Source organism: Promicromonospora sp. NPDC090134 (genome assembly GCF_044746965.1).
Classification (GTDB): Bacteria; Actinomycetota; Actinomycetes; order Actinomycetales; family Cellulomonadaceae; genus Promicromonospora.
Genome location: NZ_JBIVCZ010000008.1, coordinates 98,852 through 118,625 on the forward strand (window position 1 = coordinate 98,852; position 19,774 = coordinate 118,625).

At 74.1% G+C, this 19,774-nt stretch carries 15 protein-coding genes; 5 read left to right on the forward strand and 10 right to left on the reverse strand.

All coding sequences use genetic code 11. The features are described from left to right. Positions 1-28 precede the first annotated feature (28 nt). The 3 genes from ACIPN7_RS20900 (at position 29) to ACIPN7_RS20910 (ending at position 4,390) form a co-directional block, all read left to right on the forward strand. Complete coding sequence (locus ACIPN7_RS20900) at positions 29-2,557, forward strand: tetratricopeptide repeat protein (protein ID WP_400546672.1); 2,529 nt, start codon at positions 29-31, stop codon at positions 2,555-2,557. Between the two features lie 134 nt (positions 2,558-2,691). Next, entirely contained in the window at positions 2,692-3,573 is an 882-nt protein-coding gene (locus ACIPN7_RS20905; protein ID WP_400546675.1) for a hypothetical protein, read from the forward strand. 70 nt (positions 3,574-3,643) lie between these two features. Then, complete coding sequence (locus ACIPN7_RS20910) at positions 3,644-4,390, forward strand: metallophosphoesterase family protein (protein ID WP_400546678.1); 747 nt, start codon at positions 3,644-3,646, stop codon at positions 4,388-4,390. Here ACIPN7_RS20910 and ACIPN7_RS20915 read toward each other — a convergent pair whose 3' ends face one another. Continuing rightward, positions 4,391-5,161, reverse strand: a complete 771-nt coding sequence (locus ACIPN7_RS20915; RefSeq protein ID WP_400546681.1) for a methyltransferase domain-containing protein — start codon at positions 5,159-5,161, stop codon at positions 4,391-4,393. Between the two features lie 264 nt (positions 5,162-5,425). Between ACIPN7_RS20915 and ACIPN7_RS20920 the strand changes: the two genes are divergently transcribed. Next, positions 5,426-5,656 (forward strand): helix-turn-helix domain-containing protein, encoded by a 231-nt coding sequence (locus ACIPN7_RS20920; protein ID WP_400546684.1) that lies wholly within the window; start codon positions 5,426-5,428, stop codon positions 5,654-5,656. 158 nt (positions 5,657-5,814) lie between these two features. Here the strand turns inward: ACIPN7_RS20920 and ACIPN7_RS20925 are convergent, their stop codons facing one another. Together ACIPN7_RS20925 and ACIPN7_RS20930 are read right to left on the reverse strand one after the other, a co-directional pair. Continuing rightward, positions 5,815-6,447 (reverse strand): metallophosphoesterase, encoded by a 633-nt coding sequence (locus tag ACIPN7_RS20925; RefSeq protein ID WP_400546687.1) that lies wholly within the window; start codon positions 6,445-6,447, stop codon positions 5,815-5,817. 83 nt (positions 6,448-6,530) lie between these two features. After that, positions 6,531-8,231 carry a hypothetical protein gene (locus tag ACIPN7_RS20930; RefSeq protein ID WP_400546690.1) on the reverse strand — a complete coding sequence of 567 codons (1,701 nt, stop codon included), beginning with the start codon at positions 8,229-8,231 and terminating at the stop codon, positions 6,531-6,533. A gap of 104 nt (positions 8,232-8,335) precedes the next feature. On the opposite strand from ACIPN7_RS20930, the gene ACIPN7_RS20935 reads away from it, so the two are divergent. After that, the gene (locus ACIPN7_RS20935) at positions 8,336-9,766 is read left to right on the forward strand and encodes a PLP-dependent aminotransferase family protein (protein ID WP_400546693.1); all 1,431 of its coding nucleotides are present in this window, start codon (positions 8,336-8,338) and stop codon (positions 9,764-9,766) included. On the opposite strand, the gene ACIPN7_RS20940 is transcribed toward ACIPN7_RS20935, so the two are convergent. The 7 genes from ACIPN7_RS20940 to ACIPN7_RS20970 all read right to left on the reverse strand — a co-directional run bounded on the left by ACIPN7_RS20940 (position 9,711) and on the right by ACIPN7_RS20970 (position 19,694). Continuing rightward, positions 9,711-11,033, reverse strand: coding sequence for an amino acid permease (locus ACIPN7_RS20940; RefSeq protein ID WP_400546696.1), 1,323 nt, complete (start codon positions 11,031-11,033; stop codon positions 9,711-9,713). The two genes, ACIPN7_RS20935 and ACIPN7_RS20940, sit on opposite strands and share 56 nt — an antisense overlap. 49 nt (positions 11,034-11,082) lie before the next feature. After that, positions 11,083-12,891, reverse strand: a complete 1,809-nt coding sequence (locus ACIPN7_RS20945) for a potassium channel family protein (protein WP_400546699.1) — start codon at positions 12,889-12,891, stop codon at positions 11,083-11,085. A gap of 91 nt (positions 12,892-12,982) precedes the next feature. Next, positions 12,983-15,136 carry a 3-hydroxyacyl-CoA dehydrogenase NAD-binding domain-containing protein gene (locus ACIPN7_RS20950; protein ID WP_400546702.1) on the reverse strand — a complete coding sequence of 718 codons (2,154 nt, stop codon included), beginning with the start codon at positions 15,134-15,136 and terminating at the stop codon, positions 12,983-12,985. Between the two features lie 3 nt (positions 15,137-15,139). Then, the gene (locus ACIPN7_RS20955) at positions 15,140-16,390 is read right to left on the reverse strand and encodes a thiolase family protein (RefSeq protein WP_400546705.1); all 1,251 of its coding nucleotides are present in this window, start codon (positions 16,388-16,390) and stop codon (positions 15,140-15,142) included. A gap of 284 nt (positions 16,391-16,674) precedes the next feature. Then, positions 16,675-17,730, reverse strand: coding sequence for a lipid II:glycine glycyltransferase FemX (locus tag ACIPN7_RS20960; protein ID WP_400546708.1), 1,056 nt, complete (start codon positions 17,728-17,730; stop codon positions 16,675-16,677). A 33-nt stretch (positions 17,731-17,763) separates the two neighbouring features. Next, positions 17,764-19,029 (reverse strand): HRDC domain-containing protein, encoded by a 1,266-nt coding sequence (locus ACIPN7_RS20965; protein ID WP_400546711.1) that lies wholly within the window; start codon positions 19,027-19,029, stop codon positions 17,764-17,766. Continuing rightward, the gene (locus ACIPN7_RS20970) at positions 19,026-19,694 is read right to left on the reverse strand and encodes a DUF3000 domain-containing protein (RefSeq protein WP_400546714.1); all 669 of its coding nucleotides are present in this window, start codon (positions 19,692-19,694) and stop codon (positions 19,026-19,028) included. Before ACIPN7_RS20970 ends, ACIPN7_RS20965 begins: the two co-directional genes overlap by 4 nt. Between the last annotated feature and the right edge of the window lie 80 nt (positions 19,695-19,774).

A 19,774-nucleotide genomic window follows, 5' to 3' on the forward strand; every position in this document is an offset into this window, starting at 1 on the left:
TCGCGTGGGATTGGGGTTCACTGACGGTGTGTCCACGTTGTCGTCACGCCGCCGTACGGCGCTCGCGCACACGATGTCGCCCGGACGGCTGCTCGCGCCGGAACGACACGTCGTGCCGTTCGTCGGCCGGCGCGCCGAGCACGCCTCGCTCGTCGTGTGGTGCACCAGCCCCGAACCCGTGGGGGTCCGGCTGGTCACCGGCCCGGGCGGGGTGGGCAAGACCCGCCTCGCGCGCGAGCTCGCCCAGCACATGGCCCGCGCCGGCTGGACCTGCCTGAACGTGCCGGACGGCGCGGAGCCGCGTGCCCTGGCCGCCGTCCCCGACGGCGCCCCGGCCCTCCTGGTGGTCGACGACGCCGACGCGCGCGGGCCGGCGCTGGCCGACCTCCTGGCCGACGCCGCCCGGGGGCGCAACGGCGCCCTGCGCATCGTGCTGGTCGCGCGGGCCGCGGGCCCGTGGTTCGACCGGCTCGCGGCGACCGACCTGGCGGTCCGGGCGCTGCTGGAGGCGGGCCGGGCCCGGGAGGACCTCCCGGCCGCGGTGCTGCCCGGGCAGGTGGACGCGCAGGTCGTGGCGGCCTTCGTCGAGCCGTACGCGGACGCCCTGGGACTGCCCGCGCCGCAGGTCTCGGTGGCGTCGGTCGCGGGCGGCGCCCGGATGCTCGACCTGCAGGCGGCCGCACTGTGCGCCGTCCTGCGCGCGCAGGCACGGGGGCCCGGCGGCACGCTGCCCGTCGACGTGTCCGACGCCCTCGACGAGCTGCTGGAGCACGAGCGCTGGACCTGGTACCGCTCCGCCGAGGAGGCCGGGCTGCTGGGCGAGGCGGGCCTGCTGCCGGAGGCGCTGGACGGCCTCGTCGCCGCGGCCACCCTCACCGGCGTGCGGACGGCGGACGCGGCGGAGCGCCTCGTGCGTCGCGTCGCCGCCGTCCTGCCGGGCGTACGGCCCGGCGCGGAGCACGACGTCGGCCGGTGGCTGCTCGACCTGGACCCGCACCGGGCGCTGCCGGCCCGCCTGGTGGACCCCCACCTGCTGGCGGAGCTCACGGACGTGCCCGAGCTGATCCGCGCCTGCCTGGCCGGGGCCGGCACGCCCGCGGTGCGCCGGGCGGCCCTGCGCACGGCCGGGCTCGTCGTGGACCGCCTCGACGGGCGCACCGGCGACCTGGACGCCGCCCTCGACCTGCTCGGCGCGGCGGTCGCCGCGCTCCCCGCGGACGCCGACACGCTGCGTACCGTCACGGGCGTGCTCCCGCGCCCGTCGCTCACGCTCGGCGAGCTGCGCGCCGAGGTCACGCTGCGCACGCTCGCCGCCACCGGCCGCGACGACGTCGCCCGCCGAGCCGAGGCCCTGGCCGAAGCCGGTCTCGCGCTGGGCGACGTGGGCCGGGCCGCCGACGCCGAACCGTACGAGCGGGAGGCGGTCGGCCTGCTCCGCGAGCCGGCCCAGGCCGACCCGCGGCGGTACCGGCCCCGGCTGGCGGCCGTGCTGGCACACCTCGGCGCCACCTGCGCGGCCCAGGGCCGACCGGCCGATGCGCTGCCCTGCCAGGAGGAGGCCGGGTGCCTGCTCCGCCTGGTCGCGGCGGACCACCCGGACGCGGTCGCGTTCGACCTGGCCGCGGCGGAGACGGCCGCGGCGGCGACGCGCGCCGAGCTGGGGCAGCCGCTGGTCGCGCTCGGGCCGAGCCGCGCGGCGGTCGCGCTGTGGCGCGAGCTCGCGCGCCGCGGCCCCGAGCGGTGCGCCGCGCCCCTGGCCCGCTCGCTCACCGAGGTGGCGCGCCGGCTGCTGGAGCTGGGCCGGGGCGCGGAGGCGATGGCCCCCGCCGAGGAGGCGCTGGAGCTCCGGCGCCGCCTGGTCGCAGCAGCCCCGGACGAGCACCTGCCCGGCCTCGGCGACGCGCTGGCGGTGCTGGGGAGCGTGCTGACCGTGCAGGGGCGGACCGAGGAGGCGACGGCGCACCTCGTGGACGCCGTCGCCGTCCGGCGGCGGACCGCCCAGGAGAACCCGGGGCGTTACCTGGCGGACCTCGCGCGCTCCCTCCGGGCGCTGGGCGTCCGGCTCTCCGACGCGGGCCGGTGGGAGGAGGGCCGTGAGCTCCAGCAGGAGGCCGTCGAGGTGCTGCGGCGCCTCGCGGCGGAGGACCCGGGACGGTACGTCCCCGAGCTCGCCGAGGCACTGTCGGCCCTCGGCGTCACCCACTCCCGGCTGCACCGGTCGCAGGAGGCGCTCGACGCCGAGCACGAGGCGACCAGGACGTGGCGTGGCCTGGCCGACGCCGACCCGCACCGGTACCGGGCCCGGCTCGCCCAGTCGCTGAGCAACCTGGGTGCGCTCCTCGCCGTCCTCCGGCTCGGTGACGAGGCAGTCGAGCTCGTGCGCGAGGCCGTCGCCCTGCTGCGGGAGCTCCTGGCCGAGAACGCCGCGAGGTACCGGCCGCGGCTCGTCGAGGCGCTGCGGACGCTGGCACTCGCGCTGCACGACCAGGAGCGGTTCGACGAGGCGCGGCGGGTGCGGGCCGAGGCGCTGGAGCTCGGGGGACTGGCCGCGGCGTAGGGACGGCAAGCCCGTACCGGGCGCGGGCTGTACGAAACTGATGTTTCGTAATTATGTAGACTTGACCAATTTGTTGCCTTAGGCTTGTGACACAAGGACCAGGTCGTTGTGTGCGAGCCCTGGGGGTGGTCCACATGCAGAACTGGGCACGGGGAAGTCTGCTGGTCGTCGCGCTCGGCGCGATGTCGAACCTCGCTCTCACGTTCATTCCTGACGTGATGCCGCACCGCGTGACGGTCGCGATCGTCTGGTCCACGGCCGTCGCGACCGTGGTGATCGCCGTCGTCTACCTGTTCGAGCAGACCTTCGCCGCACGCCAGCGCGCGCAGCGCGAGGCCGAGCAGGAGCGGGCCCGGCTGGTCGACGAGCTGCGCCAGCACCGCGGCATCGAGTGGGTGAGCGCGGACCGCGAGCACCGGAACGCGTCGCTGGACATCTGGCGGGCGGCGCGCCGCCAGGTCGTCGTGTTCGGCTTCGGCATGACGAGCGTCGCGCGCGACCCCAACCTGATCTGGGCGATGGTCAACCGCGGCGTGGACGTCGACGGCATCAAGGTGGACCCGGAGTGGCTCGTGGACCACCCGGCCATCGCCGCGACGATCGACAGCTACTACGACCGGGACGAGGCGTTCATCGGCCAGGTGCTCCAGGCGCACGACCGGCTGGAGGGTCTCGCCCGGCAGATCAACGAGGCCGGCAGGGGCCAGCTGAACATCCACACCTACCGGACCACCGTCCAGTACAGCGGCTCGATCCGGGACCCCGGCACGCCCGAGGCGTCCGGCTACGTGGAGTTCCACCTGTACCGCAAGTCCATCGAACGGCTCGGCATCGGGCTCAAGCAGTACGACGGCGACGACGACCTGAACCCGCCGATCCTGCAGCACGTGCTGCACTCGCTCGCGCTCGCCGTGGGGCATCCGGTGCCGGCCGAACGCAGGCCGCGGGCGCTGGGGCCGGGTGACGAGGGCATGGTGCTGGGCGAGGAGGGCGGGCGTCCGGGGGCGGTGCGGTGACCGGTGCCGAGGCTCGGCCACCGTCTGGAAAGCGGGTGACGCCGAGGTGGGATGTGGGACGATCCAAAACGTGTCTTTAGAGCGAATTGCCCTGATCAGTGACGTCCATGGCAACCTCACTGCCCTCGACGCCGTGCTCGACGACATCGAGTCGCGCGGTATCGAGCGCGTCATCAACCTGGGTGACCTCGTCGGCAAGGGGCCGCGGGGGAGCGAGGTCGTCGACCGGTGCGACAAGGCGTGCGACGTCAACATCCGGGGCAACTGGGACGATCACCTGCCGGTGTGGGAGGACGAGTCGTCGCACGAGATGATCTGGTGGCGCGACGAGCTGCGCCAGGACCAGCGCGACTGGCTCCGGGCGCTGCCGCTGAGCCTCGACCTGCTGATCAGCGGGCGCCACATCAGGCTGTTCCACGCCTCCGCGACGAGCCCGCACGTGCGCGTGCGCGCCCACCACACGTCCGCGGAGTTCGACGGGATGTTCGCCAACACACCGATGACCGGCGGCGGGGCGCGGCCGTCCGTGGTCGGCTACGGCGACATCCACGACACGTTCGTCGAGGTGGCGCACGGTCGCACTCTCTTCAACGTGGGCAGCGTCGGCAACCCCCTGGACGAACCCGTGCCCAGCTACGCGATCCTCGAGGGAGTCGTGGACGAGCCCGCCCAGGCACCGTTCGGGCTGCAGTTCATCCGGGTGCCGTACGACGTCGAGGGCGAGATCGCGGCCGCGGCCAGGCTGGGTATGCCCGCGCTCGACCCGTACGCGGTCGAGCTGCGGACCGCCGTGTACCGCGGGGTCCAGGGTGTGTGATCAGGCGGGCCGCGTCACGACGACGTCGACCCAGAGCTTGCCCGGGGCGTCCGGGTCCACGATGACCCACGGCTGCACCGGGACCTTGACCCCGTAGACCTCGCGGGCGGCCTCGCCGACGAGCCAGACGAAGGTCCGGTAGGTGTAATGGTTCCGCCAGCGGGTGGCACCCTGCCCGCCCGCCCCGACCTTGACCTCCAGGCCGCGGCGGTCCGCCGTCGCGGCAGTGGTCGAGATCAGGGCGGTACCCCCGGGGGTGACGTGGCCGAGCACCTTGCGCACAGCGTCGTCGTCGGCCTCGGGTGGGAAGAGGTGGACGAAGGCCGTGGCGAGCACGAGGTCGAAACGTCTGTCGTCGAGCGAGACGGTCGCACCGCCCTCGTCGGTGTAGCAGCCGGCCAGGAACTCGCCGTGCAGCAGCGACGGCTTGTTCGGCAGGGTCGGGTCGGACATGAGCTCCCGCGCGGCGGAGATCATCGGCGCCGAGAAGTCCACCCCCGTCACGCTGTACCCGAGCATGGACAGCACGCGCGAGTGGGTGCCGTCAGCGCAGCCCACGTCGAGAGCCGTCGGCTGCTCCGGTCCGGTGATCTCCGGTACTCGTTTGGAGAGCCACTTCTTGGCATTTTCTTGGCGGATGTCGGTTGTGCCCTTGTATGTTCCGGCCAGCAGATCGTAGGCGGCGCGGTTGATATCAAGAATTGCCTGGAGATCCGGCGGCCTGCTGCTGACTGCTGGAATCAGTGCGGGCACTGCGGACGGCGCGGCCATCCATCCCCCTCGCGCGCGATGGATCGTTTCGATCCGCCAATTGACAGGAATAACGCCGGGTCGCACGTCGGGACCGGCCGAATGGCGCTTATCGTGTCACAACTTCCGGGCACTTGCTTTCACATGTTCACCTGCCGCTTCACCCGCCGCACGTGAGGAATTATCGCGACCCTGCCCCGACGGGAGAAAAGAATCATCGGCCGATATCGAAACTCGCACCGATTCGACTGGACTCGGGGCGCCGGAACGCGCAAGACTGGCGGTGTGAACGAGATCACATTGGAAGCCGAAGCCGACAGTCCGCACGAGGACCTCACCACGCTCGAAGCCGCGCGGTTGCTGGGAGTCTCGAAGTTGCACGTCATCGACCTTCTCGAGGCCGGTGAGATCGACTATCACATGGTCGGTGCAGACCTCATGTTCAGCGCCGCGGAGATCGAGTCGTACAAGTTCGACCGGGAGCACCGCGACGCGGAGTCTCTCGTATCCGCATGACCCCCGCGTCGCGGACGACGCCCTGGCGTATCCGCTGACGCAGCGCGTGTGCCGCGAACCTGCGACGCCACGCACCTGACGCCTGAGCGCACGTTCATCACCTGCGAACGTGCGCTCTTGTCATGTCCGGGCCGGGCGGGCTCGGGCGAGCCGCCGCGTCACGCCCATGCCAGCGGCTCCAGGTCGCGCGGCCCCTCGGCGACCAGGTCGGCGATCGTGCCGGCCGAGACCGGCCGCCCGCCCCACGCGTCGACGCCGACGTTGATCTGCCGCCCGCGCTGCCGCCAGGTGTCGTGCACGTGGCCGTGCACCACCCAGCCGCCCCGGTCCGCGAGCCGGTACTCGACGAACCGGTCCGCGCCGTGCGAGTCGCCCTCGAAGGGGAAGTGGGACAGCTCGAAGGTGTAGCCGTCCGCCGTGACCGGCTCCGGCCGGTCGTGTATCTCGGCGAAGCCCGCCGCCAGGTAGCGCTCGCGCTCCTTCGCCCGGCGCCGCTCGCGCGCCTCGGGCTCGCCCTTGCGGAGGGAGCGGTCGCCCTCCCAGCAGCGGTCGTGGTTGCCGGGCACGAGGATCTTGCGCCCCGCCAGCCGCCCGATGTTGGCGAGCGACTCGTCGAGGGCGCCGAGGGCGACGTCGCCCAGCACCCACACGGTGTCGTCGTCGGTGACGGTCTCGTTCCAGAGCTGCACGAGCCGGGCGTCCATGGCGCCCACGCCGGGAAACGGGCGGTCGCAGAACCGGATGATGTTGAGATGTCCGAAGTGCAGGTCGGACGTGTAGTACGTAGTCATGTCGGAACGTATTCAACCGGTCCCGTGCCGCCGAGGGAACTCCAATTCGGCGGCACGGGCCGATCCGGTCAGTCGATCAGCGGTCAGTGTTCATAGGTCCAGGTGCAGAGCCCGCCGCTGGCGGTGTAGCTCACCTTGTCGACCTCGTTGCCGAGCCAGCCCTGCACGACGCCGTCCGAGCGGGTGGCCGTGATGTAGTCGCCCTTCGGGATGGTGACCGTCGTGCTCGGGTGCGTCAGCGAGTAGGCGCTGCACTCGGGGTCGTCGCCTTCCGGGACGTACTCGCAGTCGTCGCACGCCTCGATCTCGACGACGCCGGTCGCCGGCCCGGTGTAGACCATCTCGAACTCGTCGGGGCTGTAGTTGTAGACGGTCAGCGTGATCGTGCCCTCGGGCTCGTCGCGGGCCGGCACCTTGACGCCCGCCTTGGGGTCCACCAGGGCGATGCCCGCGGCGATCTGGACCCGCTCGGCGTACTGGGCCTCCTTGGCCCTCGGGTAGGACTCGAGCAGGCCGGCCAGGTTCTGGGCCGACGCCGCGTACTGCCTGCGCTCGAGCTGCTGCACGCCGCACCTCAGCAGCCCGGCCGGCACCTGCTTGCGCGCCTCGTCCGCCAGGGCGCTGACCTTGCCCGAGTCGAACCCCGCGAGAAAGCCCGTCGACCCCGTCACGTGCACGGTGTCGTCGCAGCCGTCCTTGCCGGCCAGGTCCTTGAGCAGCCCGTCCCGCCACGTCTTGAGGTCGCCCGGCAGCGCGGCGGCCGGGTCGCTGACCGGGTGGTCGACCAGGAGCTCGGTGAGGTACTTCTTCGCGGTGGGGAACTGGCCGAGGCCGGCGGAGCGGATGCCGCAGTCGTGCAGGGCGCCCGGCACATCGGCCTCGGCGACACCCTGCAGCGGTCCGGGGGTGCCCGGCTCGGCGAAGTGCCGCACCACGGTCAGCGCGTTGCACGCGTCCTTGCCCTTGGCCTGCGCGTACAGGTCGTCGACGAGCCCGGGGACCCGGTCGGCGGCACGCGTGCCGGGGTGCTCGTCCGCCGTCCGCACGTACGTCGCGTACGCGGCGTCGTACTCGTCCCGGAACGGCCCGAAGACCGAGCCGGCGCCCTCCAGGCTCTCCTGAGCCTGGTCGAGGTCGTAGGCGAGGTACTGCTCCAGCACCTCGTGCTGCGTCACCACGTAGCCGGCGGCCAGCAGCGGCACGACGGCGAGTGTCGCCCACGCGACCCGGCCGGCGGTGCGGGGCGACCAGACGGTCCGACGCCGGGCCGCACGCCGTGCCCGCCGTCGGGCGAGGAGCGCGGCGTCCAGCGCGAACAGGGCGAGCGCGCCCACGTAACCCACCGCCCACCAGACGGCGATCGGGTCGCGCCCGATCGGCAGCGCGACCCAGGCGAGCCCCGCGGTCGCCGCCAGTGCGACGGCCAGGCGGACCCACGCCCGCAGGTGCAGGTAGCCCAGCCCGAGGCCGCTCAGGTTGAGCAGCGCGGCGGTCAGCGGGCGGGCCGCCGGCGGCAGGTCGTCCCGGTCCGCGGGCTCGTCGGACGCTCCGGTCGGGCCGCCGGGCTCGTCCGCCCCGGGCGTCCCTTCGGGCGTCACGACGGATGACGTCTCGTGCGCTGCGCCGGACGGAGCCCGTGCGGCCGCCGCCCCCGGGACCGCAGCCCGGGCCGCCGCTTCGGACAGCAGCTCGGAGACGGTCTCGTCGGTCGTGTCGGGCGGTTCTGACGTCGCGCCGGACGGATCCTCGTCCGAGGCCTTCTCCGGTGCGGTATCGGTGCTCATACGCCGGGATGCTAGGGCCGACGGCCGGGCGAAAAGCCCGAAAACACCTGGTTAGCCGGGTGATTTGTTCGCTGAGTCCGAACTGTGACGAGCCGGCCCGCCCGATGAGCCATGATCGGCAGGTGGACCTCGCCGTCGATCTCAGCAACCGGACCGGACGTACCGACGCGATCTACCGCGCCCTGCACGCCGCGCTCACCACGGGCCGCGTGCCGGCGGGGGAGCGGCTGCCCTCGACGCGCGACCTCGCTCAGGACCTCGGCGTCTCGCGCGCCAGCGTCGCCACGGCGTACGAGCGGCTCGTCGCGGAAGGCTTCCTCGAGACGCGGACCGGCGCCGGGACCTTCGCGACCGCGGCCGCGCGCGACGCGGTGCCCGCCCGGCGGCGCAGCCCCGGTGTGCTGCGGCCGCGCGCGGGCTGGCGGTGGACCGTGCAGCCCGCCAGCGGCGACGTACCGGCCCCCGCCCACGACTTCCGCGTGGGCATCCCGGACGCGAGCCTCTTCCCGTTCGACACCTGGCGGCGGCTGCTGGCGGCCGAGTCGCGCGCGGGCGGGGCCGCGGCGGGCTCCTACGGCGGCCCGGCGGGCCTGCCCCGGTTCCGCGCGGCCGTGGCCCGCTACGTCTCGGGGGCGCGCGGGGTCAGCGCCGGGCCCGACGACGTCATCGCGACCACGGGCGCCCAGCAGGCCCTCGACCTGGTGGCGCGCGTGCTGCTCGAACCGGGGGACGTCGTCGCCGTCGAGGACCCGGGGTATCCCGAGGCCCGGGAGCTGTTCGCGCTGCACGGGGCGCGGGTGGTGCCCGTGCCGGTCGACGCCGAGGGCCTGGTCGTCGACGAGATCCCGGCGCGTGCCCGGCTGGTCTACACCACGCCGTCGCACCAGTTCCCGCTCGGCATGCCGCTGTCGCTCGCTCGGCGCCGCGCGCTCCTGGCGCACGCGGCGCGGCACGACGCCGCGGTGATCGAGGACGACTACGACAGCGAGTTCCGCCGCGCCCGCCGTCCGCTCGAGTCCTTGCAGGCCCTGGACCGGGACGGCCGCGTGGTCTACGTGGGCACCTTCTCGAAGTCGCTGCTGCCGGGCCTGCGCGTGGGGTACCTCGTGGCGCCGCCGTCGCTGCGCGAGGCGCTGCTCGCCGCGCGCCAGCTCACCGACGGGCACGGGGCCGTGCACGTGCAGGGCGCGCTCGCGCGCCTGATCGACGACGGCCTGCTCGCCCGGCACGTCCGCAAGGCGTCCGCGGTCTACGCGGAGCGGACCGAGATCCTCCTGGACGCGCTGGCCGGGCTCCCGGTCGAGCCCGTCCCCGCGGCGGCGGGCCTGCACGTGGCGGCCTACCTCGCCGACGCCGCCCCGCTGACCTCGACCGCCCTGGTGGCCCGCGCCCGACGCCGGTCCGTCGCCCTGGACTCGCTGGCCTCCTTCGCGACCGGTCCCCACCGGGACGGCCTCGTGCTCGGCATCGGCGCCGCGGTCACGAGCTCGATCCGGCCAGGCATCCAGGCTCTGGGTCGCCTGCTGGAGCCGTGACGGGCGTGGTGACGGGCGCCGCGACGGGTGCCGCGGCCCGCGCCCGGCGCCGGCGCCAGGCGGTCCAGGCGAGCCCGCCCAGCGCGGCGACCACGGGGCCGGTCATGTGGGCCCCGGTCATCACGAGCAGGCCGAGCGCGGCCACCAGGGACACGGCCGCGCACCACCAGGCCGCGCCCCACCGGGGCAGCAGCCGCAGCGCCGCCGCGGTCCCCACCACGTAGAGCAGGGAGAACGTCGCGGTCGCCATGAGCAGGATCGCGTCGGTGGACTGGTGCGTCGCGGCGAGCACCGCCGTCGTGCCGAGCGCGACGACCGTGATGAGGGCCAGGGAACGGCGCGGCGTGCGGCCCGGCGCGCTCGCGAGCCAGCCCGGCAGCGCACCGTCCCGCGCGAGGGCCGCGCCCATCCGGCTGCCGCCCGCGAAGTAGACGTTGATGGCGCCCACGGTCAGCAGCACCGCCACCACCGTGGTGACCGGCCGGGCGTGCTCGCCGAACCCGAGCACCAGCAGGTCCGACAGCGGGGCCGGGCCCGGGGTGGGGCCGAGCACCGCGACCGTGGCGAACGCGACGCCGAGGTACAGCACGCCGACCACGGCCACGGCGATCGCCGTGGCCCGCGGGATGTCCCGGGACGGGTGGCGGTACTCGGCGGACAGCGAGCCCAGGATCTCCCAGCCGGCGAACGCCCAGACGAGCAGCGCCGCGGCCGAGCCGACCGCGCCCCACCCGTGCGGGGCGAACGGCGTGAGGTGGCCCGGCTGCGCGTGCGGCAGCGCCACCACCACGGCCACGGCCAGCAGCAGCGCCACCGAGCCCGCGATGACGAGCTGCGCGGTGCCGGAGACACGCAGGTCGAACCAGTTCATGACGGCGCACACCGCGATGACGGCGACCGTCGTGACCAGGGCGGTGCCGGCCCCGCCACCGGTCGCGTCCGCGACGTAGGCGCCCGCGAAGCCCGCTGCGGCGGGCGCGCCCACCGGGATGGTCGCGTAGAACGCCCAGCCGACCATGGTGGACGCCCGCTCGCCGAACGCGAGCCGGGCGTAGGTGGCCACGCCGCCGCCGTCGGGGTGCCGGGCGCCGAGGGCGGCGAACGTCGTGGCGAGCGGGACCGACAGGAGCACGAGACCCGCCCACGCCACGAGCGAGGCCGGACCGGCCACGCCGGCGGCGAGGGCCGGGAGCGAGATGACGCCGGTGCCGAGCATGGCGCCGAGGGTGAGCGCCGCGCCCTGGGGGACGCTGAGACCGTTCTGCATGGTCCTGACCCTAGGGGCGAGGTGGACCGGCGAACGGTCCGATCCCGGGTCAGTCGTTCAGGCCGATCGCCGCCCGGGTCAGGCCCGCCGGGGCGCTCGCCAGGTCGCGCAGGTGGAGCAGGCCCGCGGTGGTCGCGATGACGAACACGCGGTCGCCCGGGTTCAGCGTGCGGCCCTGCGACGGCTCGAACATGCGCCCGCCCCCGCCGCTCGAGTGGGTCACCGAGTCGATCGCCAGCAGGCGGCTGCGCACGGGCGGCCCGTCGCCGTCCGGATCCCCGGCGTCGCTACCGGCGCCGGTCTCGTCGAGGCCGACGTCGCTGCTGTGCGCGCCGTCGAGGACGCTGCCGCGCTCGACCAGGATCTCGGCGAGCACGAGCACCCGGTCCCGGTACGGGATGGTGGCCTTGACCTCCTGGCCGATCATCGCGGCCGCGAAGGACGGCGCGGCCAGGAACGACGAGCTGAGCCCCACGGAGTCCGGGATCTCGCGCCGGATCCGCCGGGCCAGGTCCCGGTCGAACACCCGCAGGACGGTGCGCAGGCTCGCCGGAGCGTCCTTGGCCCGGGGGATCGAGCGGGCCGCGAAGCTGATCCCGATGGTCGTGGCGCCGCCGCTCGTGACCACGACGATCGCCTGCGCGGCCCCGACGTACGCGCCGCGCAGGGTGGTGGCCCGCCGGGCGTCGCCGATCACCACCGGCACGTCCCGGGCGCGCGCCACCGCGATGCCGCGGGCGGACTTGTCGACGTCGACGGCGATCACCGGCACGCCGCGCCGGTCCAGGGAGCGCACGATGCGCGTGCCGAGGTCACCCATGCCGACGACGACCACGTGGTCGGACATCGCGTGCAGCGGGGAGCCGGTGTCGAGCAGCCGCTGGGTGCGCACCACGCCGTCGACCACCACACCCGTGACCCAGGGGATGACGGCGACGCTCACGACCGTCAGCGCCACCTGCGTGACCTTCACGACCGGGTGCGCGTCGTGGTCGGGGTCGCTGCCCGCCAGGGAGGGCAGCACCGCCTCGTACAGCGCCCCGAGCAGGGACGCGCCGGTGGCCAGCTTGATGGTCACGGCCCCGACGAGCACCACCACCAGGAGCACCCCGGCGGCGAGCAGGAGGTTCCACCCGGAGGTGAGCGCCAGGGTCCGCAGGTACTCGCCGAACCGGCGGCGCCGGTGCGGGTCCACCTCGTCCTCGTCGGGCTCCAGCTCCGCCCGGACCTCCGGCAGCACGTCGTTCTCGCCGGCGTCCGCCAGGAGCACCTTGGGGGTCAGCGCCGCCAGCTCTTGCGCGCTCGGGAGGGCCACGACCGTGTCGGCCCCGTCGGTCGCGAACAGGACCATGCGGGTGGGCAGGGACGGTTCCTCGTCCGAGACGGTGACGAGGCGGCGGTGCCGCACCGGCAGCCGGACCTGGCGCCGCAGCGCCGCGCCGACGATCTCGGGTGCGGCGAACGCCGACGACGACAGGACCGTGCAGCGGTCGTGCTCCAGGTGCCGGCCCAGCGACTCGTCGAAGATACGGACCACGACGTGCAGCGCGGGCCATGCCTCGCGCAGCAGGAGCGCGAGGGCCACGTTGCCGCCGTCGTCCTGGTCCACGAGGGCGGCCGCGGCGGCCCGGTCCGCGCCCGCCGCCCGCAGGGCCTTCTCGTCGACGCGCTCGGCCGCCAGGACGTCCACACCGTCCAGCACGGCCATCTCCTGGGCGTACCGCGACGCGCGGTCGGGCACCAGCACGGTGACCGTGCCCCGGAAGCGGGTGCTCAGCGCCCGGGTGAGGCGGAAGGCGAGGGGACCGTCGCCGACGACGACGTAGTGCGCGCGCGTGACCGGTCCGGCGGCTGTCATGTTCGCAGAGCGTAGCGGGACCCTCCGACACCGGCGCACGTCGGGTGCGCCGGTGCCGGAGGGTCCCGTGGGTGGGGCCGTCAGGCCCGGGTCACGAGGCGGGGACGTTCGCCACGCCGTCCGGCAGGAACCGCCGGCCCAGGACCTTCTCGCTGTAGCCGGTGCGGTCCAGGTACGGCGTGATGCCGCCCGTGTGGAAGCCCCAGCCGGCGCCGAGGATCATGGCGAGGTCGATCTGCTGCGGCCCGGGCACCACGCCCTCCTCCAGCATGAGGCCGATCTCGGTGGTCAGGGTGGTGAGCACCGCGTCGAGCACGCCGTCGCCGTCGAGCACGACCTCGCCGTGGCGGCCGGTCCCGCCCGCGACGAGGGCCTCGCCGAACACGGCCTGGATGGCCGGGTCGACGGGCTTGGGCAGGCCCTTGGCCGGCGCGTCGAGCACCACGCGGGTGCCGTCGGCCACCAGCTTCTGCAGCCCGGGGGAGGCCGGGATGCGGTCGCCCAGATCCTCGCGCAGCGAGGTGAGCACGTGCAGGCCCACCGCGGGGCCGACCAGGTCCAGCAGCTCGAACGTCGGCATGGGGAAGCCGAGCGGGGCGAGCGCGCGGTCCGCGACGTCGACCGGCGTGCCGTTCTCGATGGCGTCCATGACCTTGCCCATGACGAGCAGCAGCAGGCGGTTGACCACGAAGCCCGGGCGGTCGCCCGACAGCACCGCGGTCTTGCGCAGCTTCTTGGTGACCGCGAACGCCGTGGCCAGCGCCTCCTGCGAGGTCTTGTCGGCGTTGATCACCTCGACCAGCGGCATCTGGGCCACGGGGTTGAAGAAGTGGATGCCGACCACGCGCTCGGGGTGGGCCAGATCGGCCGCCATCTCGGTGACGGACAGCGCCGAGGTGTTGGTCGCCAGGATGGTCTCGGGGGAGATGACGCCCTCCAGCTCGGCGAACACCTTCTTCTTGAGCCCCATCACCTCCGTGACGGCCTCGATGACGAAGTCGCAGGAGGCGAACTCGCCGATGTCCGTGGTGCCGGACACCGAGGAGACGATGCGGGTGGCGGCCTCCGGCGTCAGGCGCCCGCGGCCGGCCAGCTTCTCGGCCGTCTCGCGGACGAAGGCCAGGCCCTTGTCCACGCGCTCCTGGTCGAGGTCGCGCATGACGACGGGCACGCCGAGGCGCTGGGCGAAGAGGAACGCCATCTGGGCGGCCATCAGGCCCGCGCCCACGACGCCGACCCGGGTGATCGGCCGGGCGAGCTTCGGGTCCGGGGCGCCCACGGGCTTCTTGCCGGCGCCCACCAGGTTGAACGCGTAGATGCTGGCGCGCATCTCGTCGGACATGATCAGGTCCGCGAGGGCCTCGTCCTCGGCCGCGAACGCGTCCGTCTTCGAGGCGTTCCGGGCGGCGGCGATCAGCTCCAGCGCGCGGCCCGGGGCCGGCCGCGAGGTGCCGACCACGGCGTCGAGCTGGGCCTTCGCGGCACCGACGACGGCGTCCCACACGGGCTGCGGGTCGAGCTCGCGGCGCGGCACCTCGATCTCGCCGGTGACCACCTTGGCGGCCCAGATGATGGACTGCTCCAGGAAGTCGGCGGCGTCGAACTGCGCGTCGACCAGGCCGATCGCCAGCGCCTCGGCGGGCTTGAAGGGCTTGTTCGCGGCCGGGCGGGTGAGGATGACCTCGACGGCCTTCTCGACGCCGACCAGGCGCGGCACCAGGTACGCGCCGCCCCAGCCGGGCACCAGGCCGATGCCGGTCTCGGGCAGGCCGAGCGCGGCGGCGTCGGACGCCACGGTGCGGTAGTCGCAGTTCAGGGCGACCTCGAGGCCGCCGCCCAGCGCCAGGCCGTTGACGAACGCGAACGTCGGCACGCCCGTGGCGGCCCGCAGGTCGCCCAGGATCGTGTACGCGGCGTGGCCCATGCGGCCCAGCTCGACGGCCTCGTCGTGGCCGTTCAGGGTGGTGACGCCCTTGAGGTCGGCGCCGGCGGCGAGGAAGTACGGCTTGCCGGTCACGCCGACGGCGGCGAGCTCGCCGGCCTCGGCGCGGGTGCGGACGATCTCCAGGGCCGCCTTGAGCTCGGCCATGCCGGCCGGCCCGAGCGTGTTCGGCTTGGTGTGGTCCAGGCCGTTGTCGAGCGTGACCAGCGCGAGGACGCCGGCGCCGCCGGGCAGCGTCACGTCGCGGACGAGCGAGTGGGTGACGCGCTCCGCCGGAGCGCTGGGGGTGGTGGTCTCAGGCACGGGTCAGTTCTCCTCGTCCGTGTGGCCGGAGTAGTCGGCGTGGTGCGGGTTCTCCCAGATGACGCTGCCGCCCTGGCCCAGGCCCACGCACATGGCGGTCAGCCCGTAGCGGACCTCGGGGTGCTGCTCGAACTGGCGGGCGAGCTGCGTCATGAGGCGCACGCCGGAGCCGGCCAGCGGGTGGCCCATGGCGATCGCGCCGCCGTAGGGGTTGACGCGCGGGTCGTCGTCGGCGATGCCGTAGTGGTCCAGGAAGGACAGCACCTGCACGGCGAACGCCTCGTTCAGCTCGAACAGGCCGATGTCGTCGATGGTCAGGTCGGCGGCCTTCAGCGCCTTCTCGGTGGAGGGCACGGGGCCGTAGCCCATGATCTCCGGCGGCACGCCGGCGTACCCGTAGGACACCAGGCGCATCTTCGCGGGCAGGCCCAGCTCGGCGGCGACGTCGCCGGCGGCCAGGATGGCGCCCGTGGCGCCGTCGGTCAGCGGGGACGACGTCGCGGGGGTGACCCGGCCGCCCGGGCGGAACGGCGTCTTGAGGCCCTGGATGGACTCGAAGGAGGTCTCCGGGCGGGGCAGCTCGTCGGCGGTGGCCAGGCCCCAGCCCAGCTCCGCGGAGCGGACGGCGACGGGGACCAGGTCGGGGTCGATGTTCCCGTTGGCCAGGGCCTTGGCGTACTTGGCCTGCGACTCGACGGCGAACCGGTCGGCGCGCTCCTTGGTGAGCTGCGGGAACTTGTCGTGCAGGTTCTCCGCGGTGACGCCCATGTTCAGGGACTGGGGGTCCACGAGCTTCTCGGCCACGAACCGGGGGTTGACGTCGGCGTCGAAGCCCATCGGGTGGCGGCCCATGTGCTCCACGCCGCCCGCGATCACGACGTCGGCGGCGCCCATGGCGATGCCCGCGGCCGTGGTCGTGGCGGCCGTCATGGCGCCGGCGCACATGCGGTCGATGGCGTAGCCCGGCACGGACTGGGGGAGACCGGCGAGCATGCCCACGGTGCGCCCGAGCGTGAGCCCCTGGTCGCCCTGCTGCGTGGTGGCGGCGATGGCCACCTCGTCGATGCGCTCCGGCGGGAGCTCGGGGTGCCGCCGCAGCAGCTCGCGCACCACCTTGACGATCAGGTCGTCGGCACGCGTCTGCGCGTACATGCCGTCGGGCTTGGCCTTGCCGAACGGCGTCCGGGCGCCGTCGACGAAGACGACGTCGCGTACGGCACGGCGGGCACGCGGTGTTTCCGGGGCTGCGGTCATCAGCAGAACTCCTGGGGTTTTCGGGACGGCGGCGTCCATGAGCGACGCCGCTGGATCGAGATACACGCTACCGCGAGTACCGGTAAAAAGCACGCACGATCTGAGACCGGGTCCCGCGCGGTCCTGAAACGCAGTCTCGGAACGCACGAAGTGCGCTTCTACCCAGTCATCGGGCCCGGAATCAGCGTGATTCCGGGCCCGATGACTGGGCAGAAGCGCACTTCCGTGTCGCCGGGTGAGCCGGGCGCGTTCCTGCGCTCCGGCGGTCGTGCTCCGTGCCGGCGTCAGCCGTTGCCGCGGAGCTTGCGGACCACCTTCTTGGCCGTGGGCAGCGCGCTGTTCCAGGTCGTGTACCAACGCGAGAACGACACGTCGATCGAGCCGACGAGCTCGTCGGTGTGCTTCGCGAAGCTCTTCTTGAAGTCGCTGATGCCGTCGTTGAGCAGGCCGTTCATGTCGTACCGCACGAGGCCCTGCTCGCGGGCGATCTCGATGGTGCGCCAGTAGGTGGGCGCGGTGGCCGTGGCCTTGCGGCCGGCGTCGTTGCCGCCGCCGTACAGCAGGAACGAGGTGCTGGCCGAGTTGACGCACCACGCGAAGCACGCCGGCGCGTCGTCGATGTAGGTGGCCACCAGCACCGACTTGTCGCCGAGCTTGCGGTTGACGTCCAGGTAGTACTCGTCGGCGTGGATGGCGAACCCGGCGCGCTGGGCGGTCTCCTTGTAGACGTCGAGCACGCGCAGCACCTCGGCGTCCTCCGTGACCCGGCGGATGTCCAGCCCGGCACGCGAGCCCTTGCGGATCTCGTACCGTGTGGACTTGCGCATGTCCGCCATCAGCTCGTCGGCGGGCCGGGTCAGGTCCAGGATCAGCGTGCTCGGGATGAGGATCTGGTTCGGCGCGTACCGGCGCCCGGCCAGGTCGAGCTGCGTGCCCGCGGGCCAGTCCGGCTCGATGGTGATTCCGACGCCGCCCACGTTCTCGCGCGCCCACTCCACCACCGTGTTGGTCACGGCGTTGCGGGTCGCGGTGTCGCCCACGCCGAAGACCGCCTGGGCGGTCTCGCCGTCGTGGTGCGCGACGACGGGGCCGCGCGGCACGTAGGACAGCGCCTTGAACTGGGCCGGCAGCGGCCGCACGAGGAGCTGCGCCAGGCCGACGGTCGAGCCGTCCTCGGTGACCCGCAGCCGGTGCGCGCGCCAGCTCCCGGCCGCCTTGACCTCGCCCCAGCCCCACAGCTGGAGCGGGTGCCCGCCCAGGGCGAGCACCTCGCGGTCCCAGGTCGAAGGATCGGTGACGACGTCGACGGCGAGCGTGATGGGCTCCGACAGGGCTGGCATGGGGACGACTCTACTGGGGTCGGCGCGAGGCTTTCACACCGGTTCCTGTGCGGCCTGCGCGAACGCCCGCTCCAGGCCCTCGGCCAGGAGCCCGACCTGCCACTCGCGGGCGCCGCGCCCGCGCAGGAAGTCGGCGATCCCGGCGGCGTCCGCGGGCGACGGCGGCGTCCAGCACAGCCGGCGCAGCGCGTCGGGCTGCAGCAGGTTCTCCACCGGGATGCTCAGCTCCTCGGACAGCGCGGTCACGAGCTCCCGGGCGAGGGTGAGGCGGCGTGCGGCGACGGCGTCGCGATCGCCCCAGGTCCGCGGCGGCGGCGGGCCGTCGGAGCGCGGGCCCCGCACGGACGGCAGCTCGGCGTCGGGCAGGGCGCGCGCGTCGTCGATCGCCTTCTGCCAGTAGGCGGCCCGGCGCTTGGTGCCCTTGCCCGCGAACTCGGGCAGCATCACGAGCTGCCCGGCCGTCCTCGGCATGGCCTTGGCCGCCGCGACGATCGCGCGGTCGGGCAGCACCCGGCCCGGCGAGATGTCCCGCGCCTGGGCGCTCGCGTCGCGCGCGACCCACATCGCCCGGACGGCCGCGACCTGGCGCGGGTTGCGCAGCACGTGCATGCCGGACGTGCGGCGCCACGGGTCGACGCGCGGCGCGGGCGGTGCGGCGGTGCGCACCGCCTCGAACTCCTGCGCGGCCCACTGCGTCTTGCCGGCCGCCTCCAGGCGCTCGGCGAGGCGGTCGCGCAGCTCGACCAGCACCTCGACGTCGAGGGCGGCGTAGCGCAGCCAGTCCTCCGGCAGCGGGCGGGTGGACCAGTCGACGGCGGAGTGCTCCTTGGCCAGCCCCAGCCCCAGCACCTCGGCCACGACGGCGGCCAGGCCCACGCGCTCCATGCCGAGCAGCCGCGCCGCGAGCTCGGTGTCGAAGACGCGGGCCGGGTGCAGGCCGTGCGCGGCGAGCCCGGGCAGGTCCTGGGAGGCGGCGTGCAGCACGAACTCGGCGTCGCCCACGGCCTCGCCCAGCGCTCCCAGGTCGGGTACGCCGACCGGGTCGATCAGTGCCGTGCCCGCACCGGCGCGCCGCACCTGGACCAGGTAGGTCGCCTGTCCGTAGCGGTACCCGGAGGCGCGCTCGGCGTCGGCCGCGACGGGGCCCGAGCCGGCGGCGAACGCCTCGACGACGCGTGCGAAAGCACCGGGGGTCACCACGACGTCGGGCAGCCCGTCGGCGGGCTCGGTCAGGGGGGTGACGGGTGCCGGCACGGGCGTCGATGTCTCCGCAGGGACTCCTCGCTCCGTGGTGGTCATGGACCTACCGTATGGCGTTGCCTGGATCGGTCGGTAAAACGCCTGGTGAGAGCCGCGACGCCTTCGGGCAGCGGCGGCACTCCCGCGGCCATGGTGAGCAGTGCCGCCCAGGCGCGCAGGTGCGTCCCGAGCCGCGTGCCCACGGGCGTCCACGACGCGCGGATCTCCAGGTCGACCGCGTCGGGCGTGCCGTGCAGGGCGCCGTAGCTCTGCGACAGCACCCGGGTGACCGTGCCGCCGTCGGCCAGCGTGTCGGTGCCGGGGACCAGCCCCGCGGACTCGAGGCACTCGGCCACCCAGGACCAGGCGACGTCGGCCAGCATCGGGTCGGCCGCCATCTCGGGCTCCAGCGTGGCCCGCACCAGGGTCACCACGCGGAACGTGCCGTGCCAGGCCTCCTGGCCCGCCGGGTCGTGCAGCACGACGAAGCGGCCGGTGGCCAGCGGGTCGGTGTCGTGGTCGTGCTCGTCGGGCCGGTCCGGCTCGCGCCGGCCAGGCGGCGCGCCCGGCAGGACGTCGCCCGAGAGCGCCACGCTGAACGGCGCCACCCGGCGCGGCGCGGGGATCTCGGTGAGGCGTACCTCGGCGCGCAGGGCCGCGCCGCGCAGGTCAGCGAGCGCTGCTGCGAAGTCGACGGGAACACCGGTGGGCGGGCCGCTGGTCACCACTTCACCGTACGTCCGTGGCGCCGCCGCCACGGGGAGGCGCGCGGCTGACGCCGGATCGTGACCAACGCGGTGGCGAA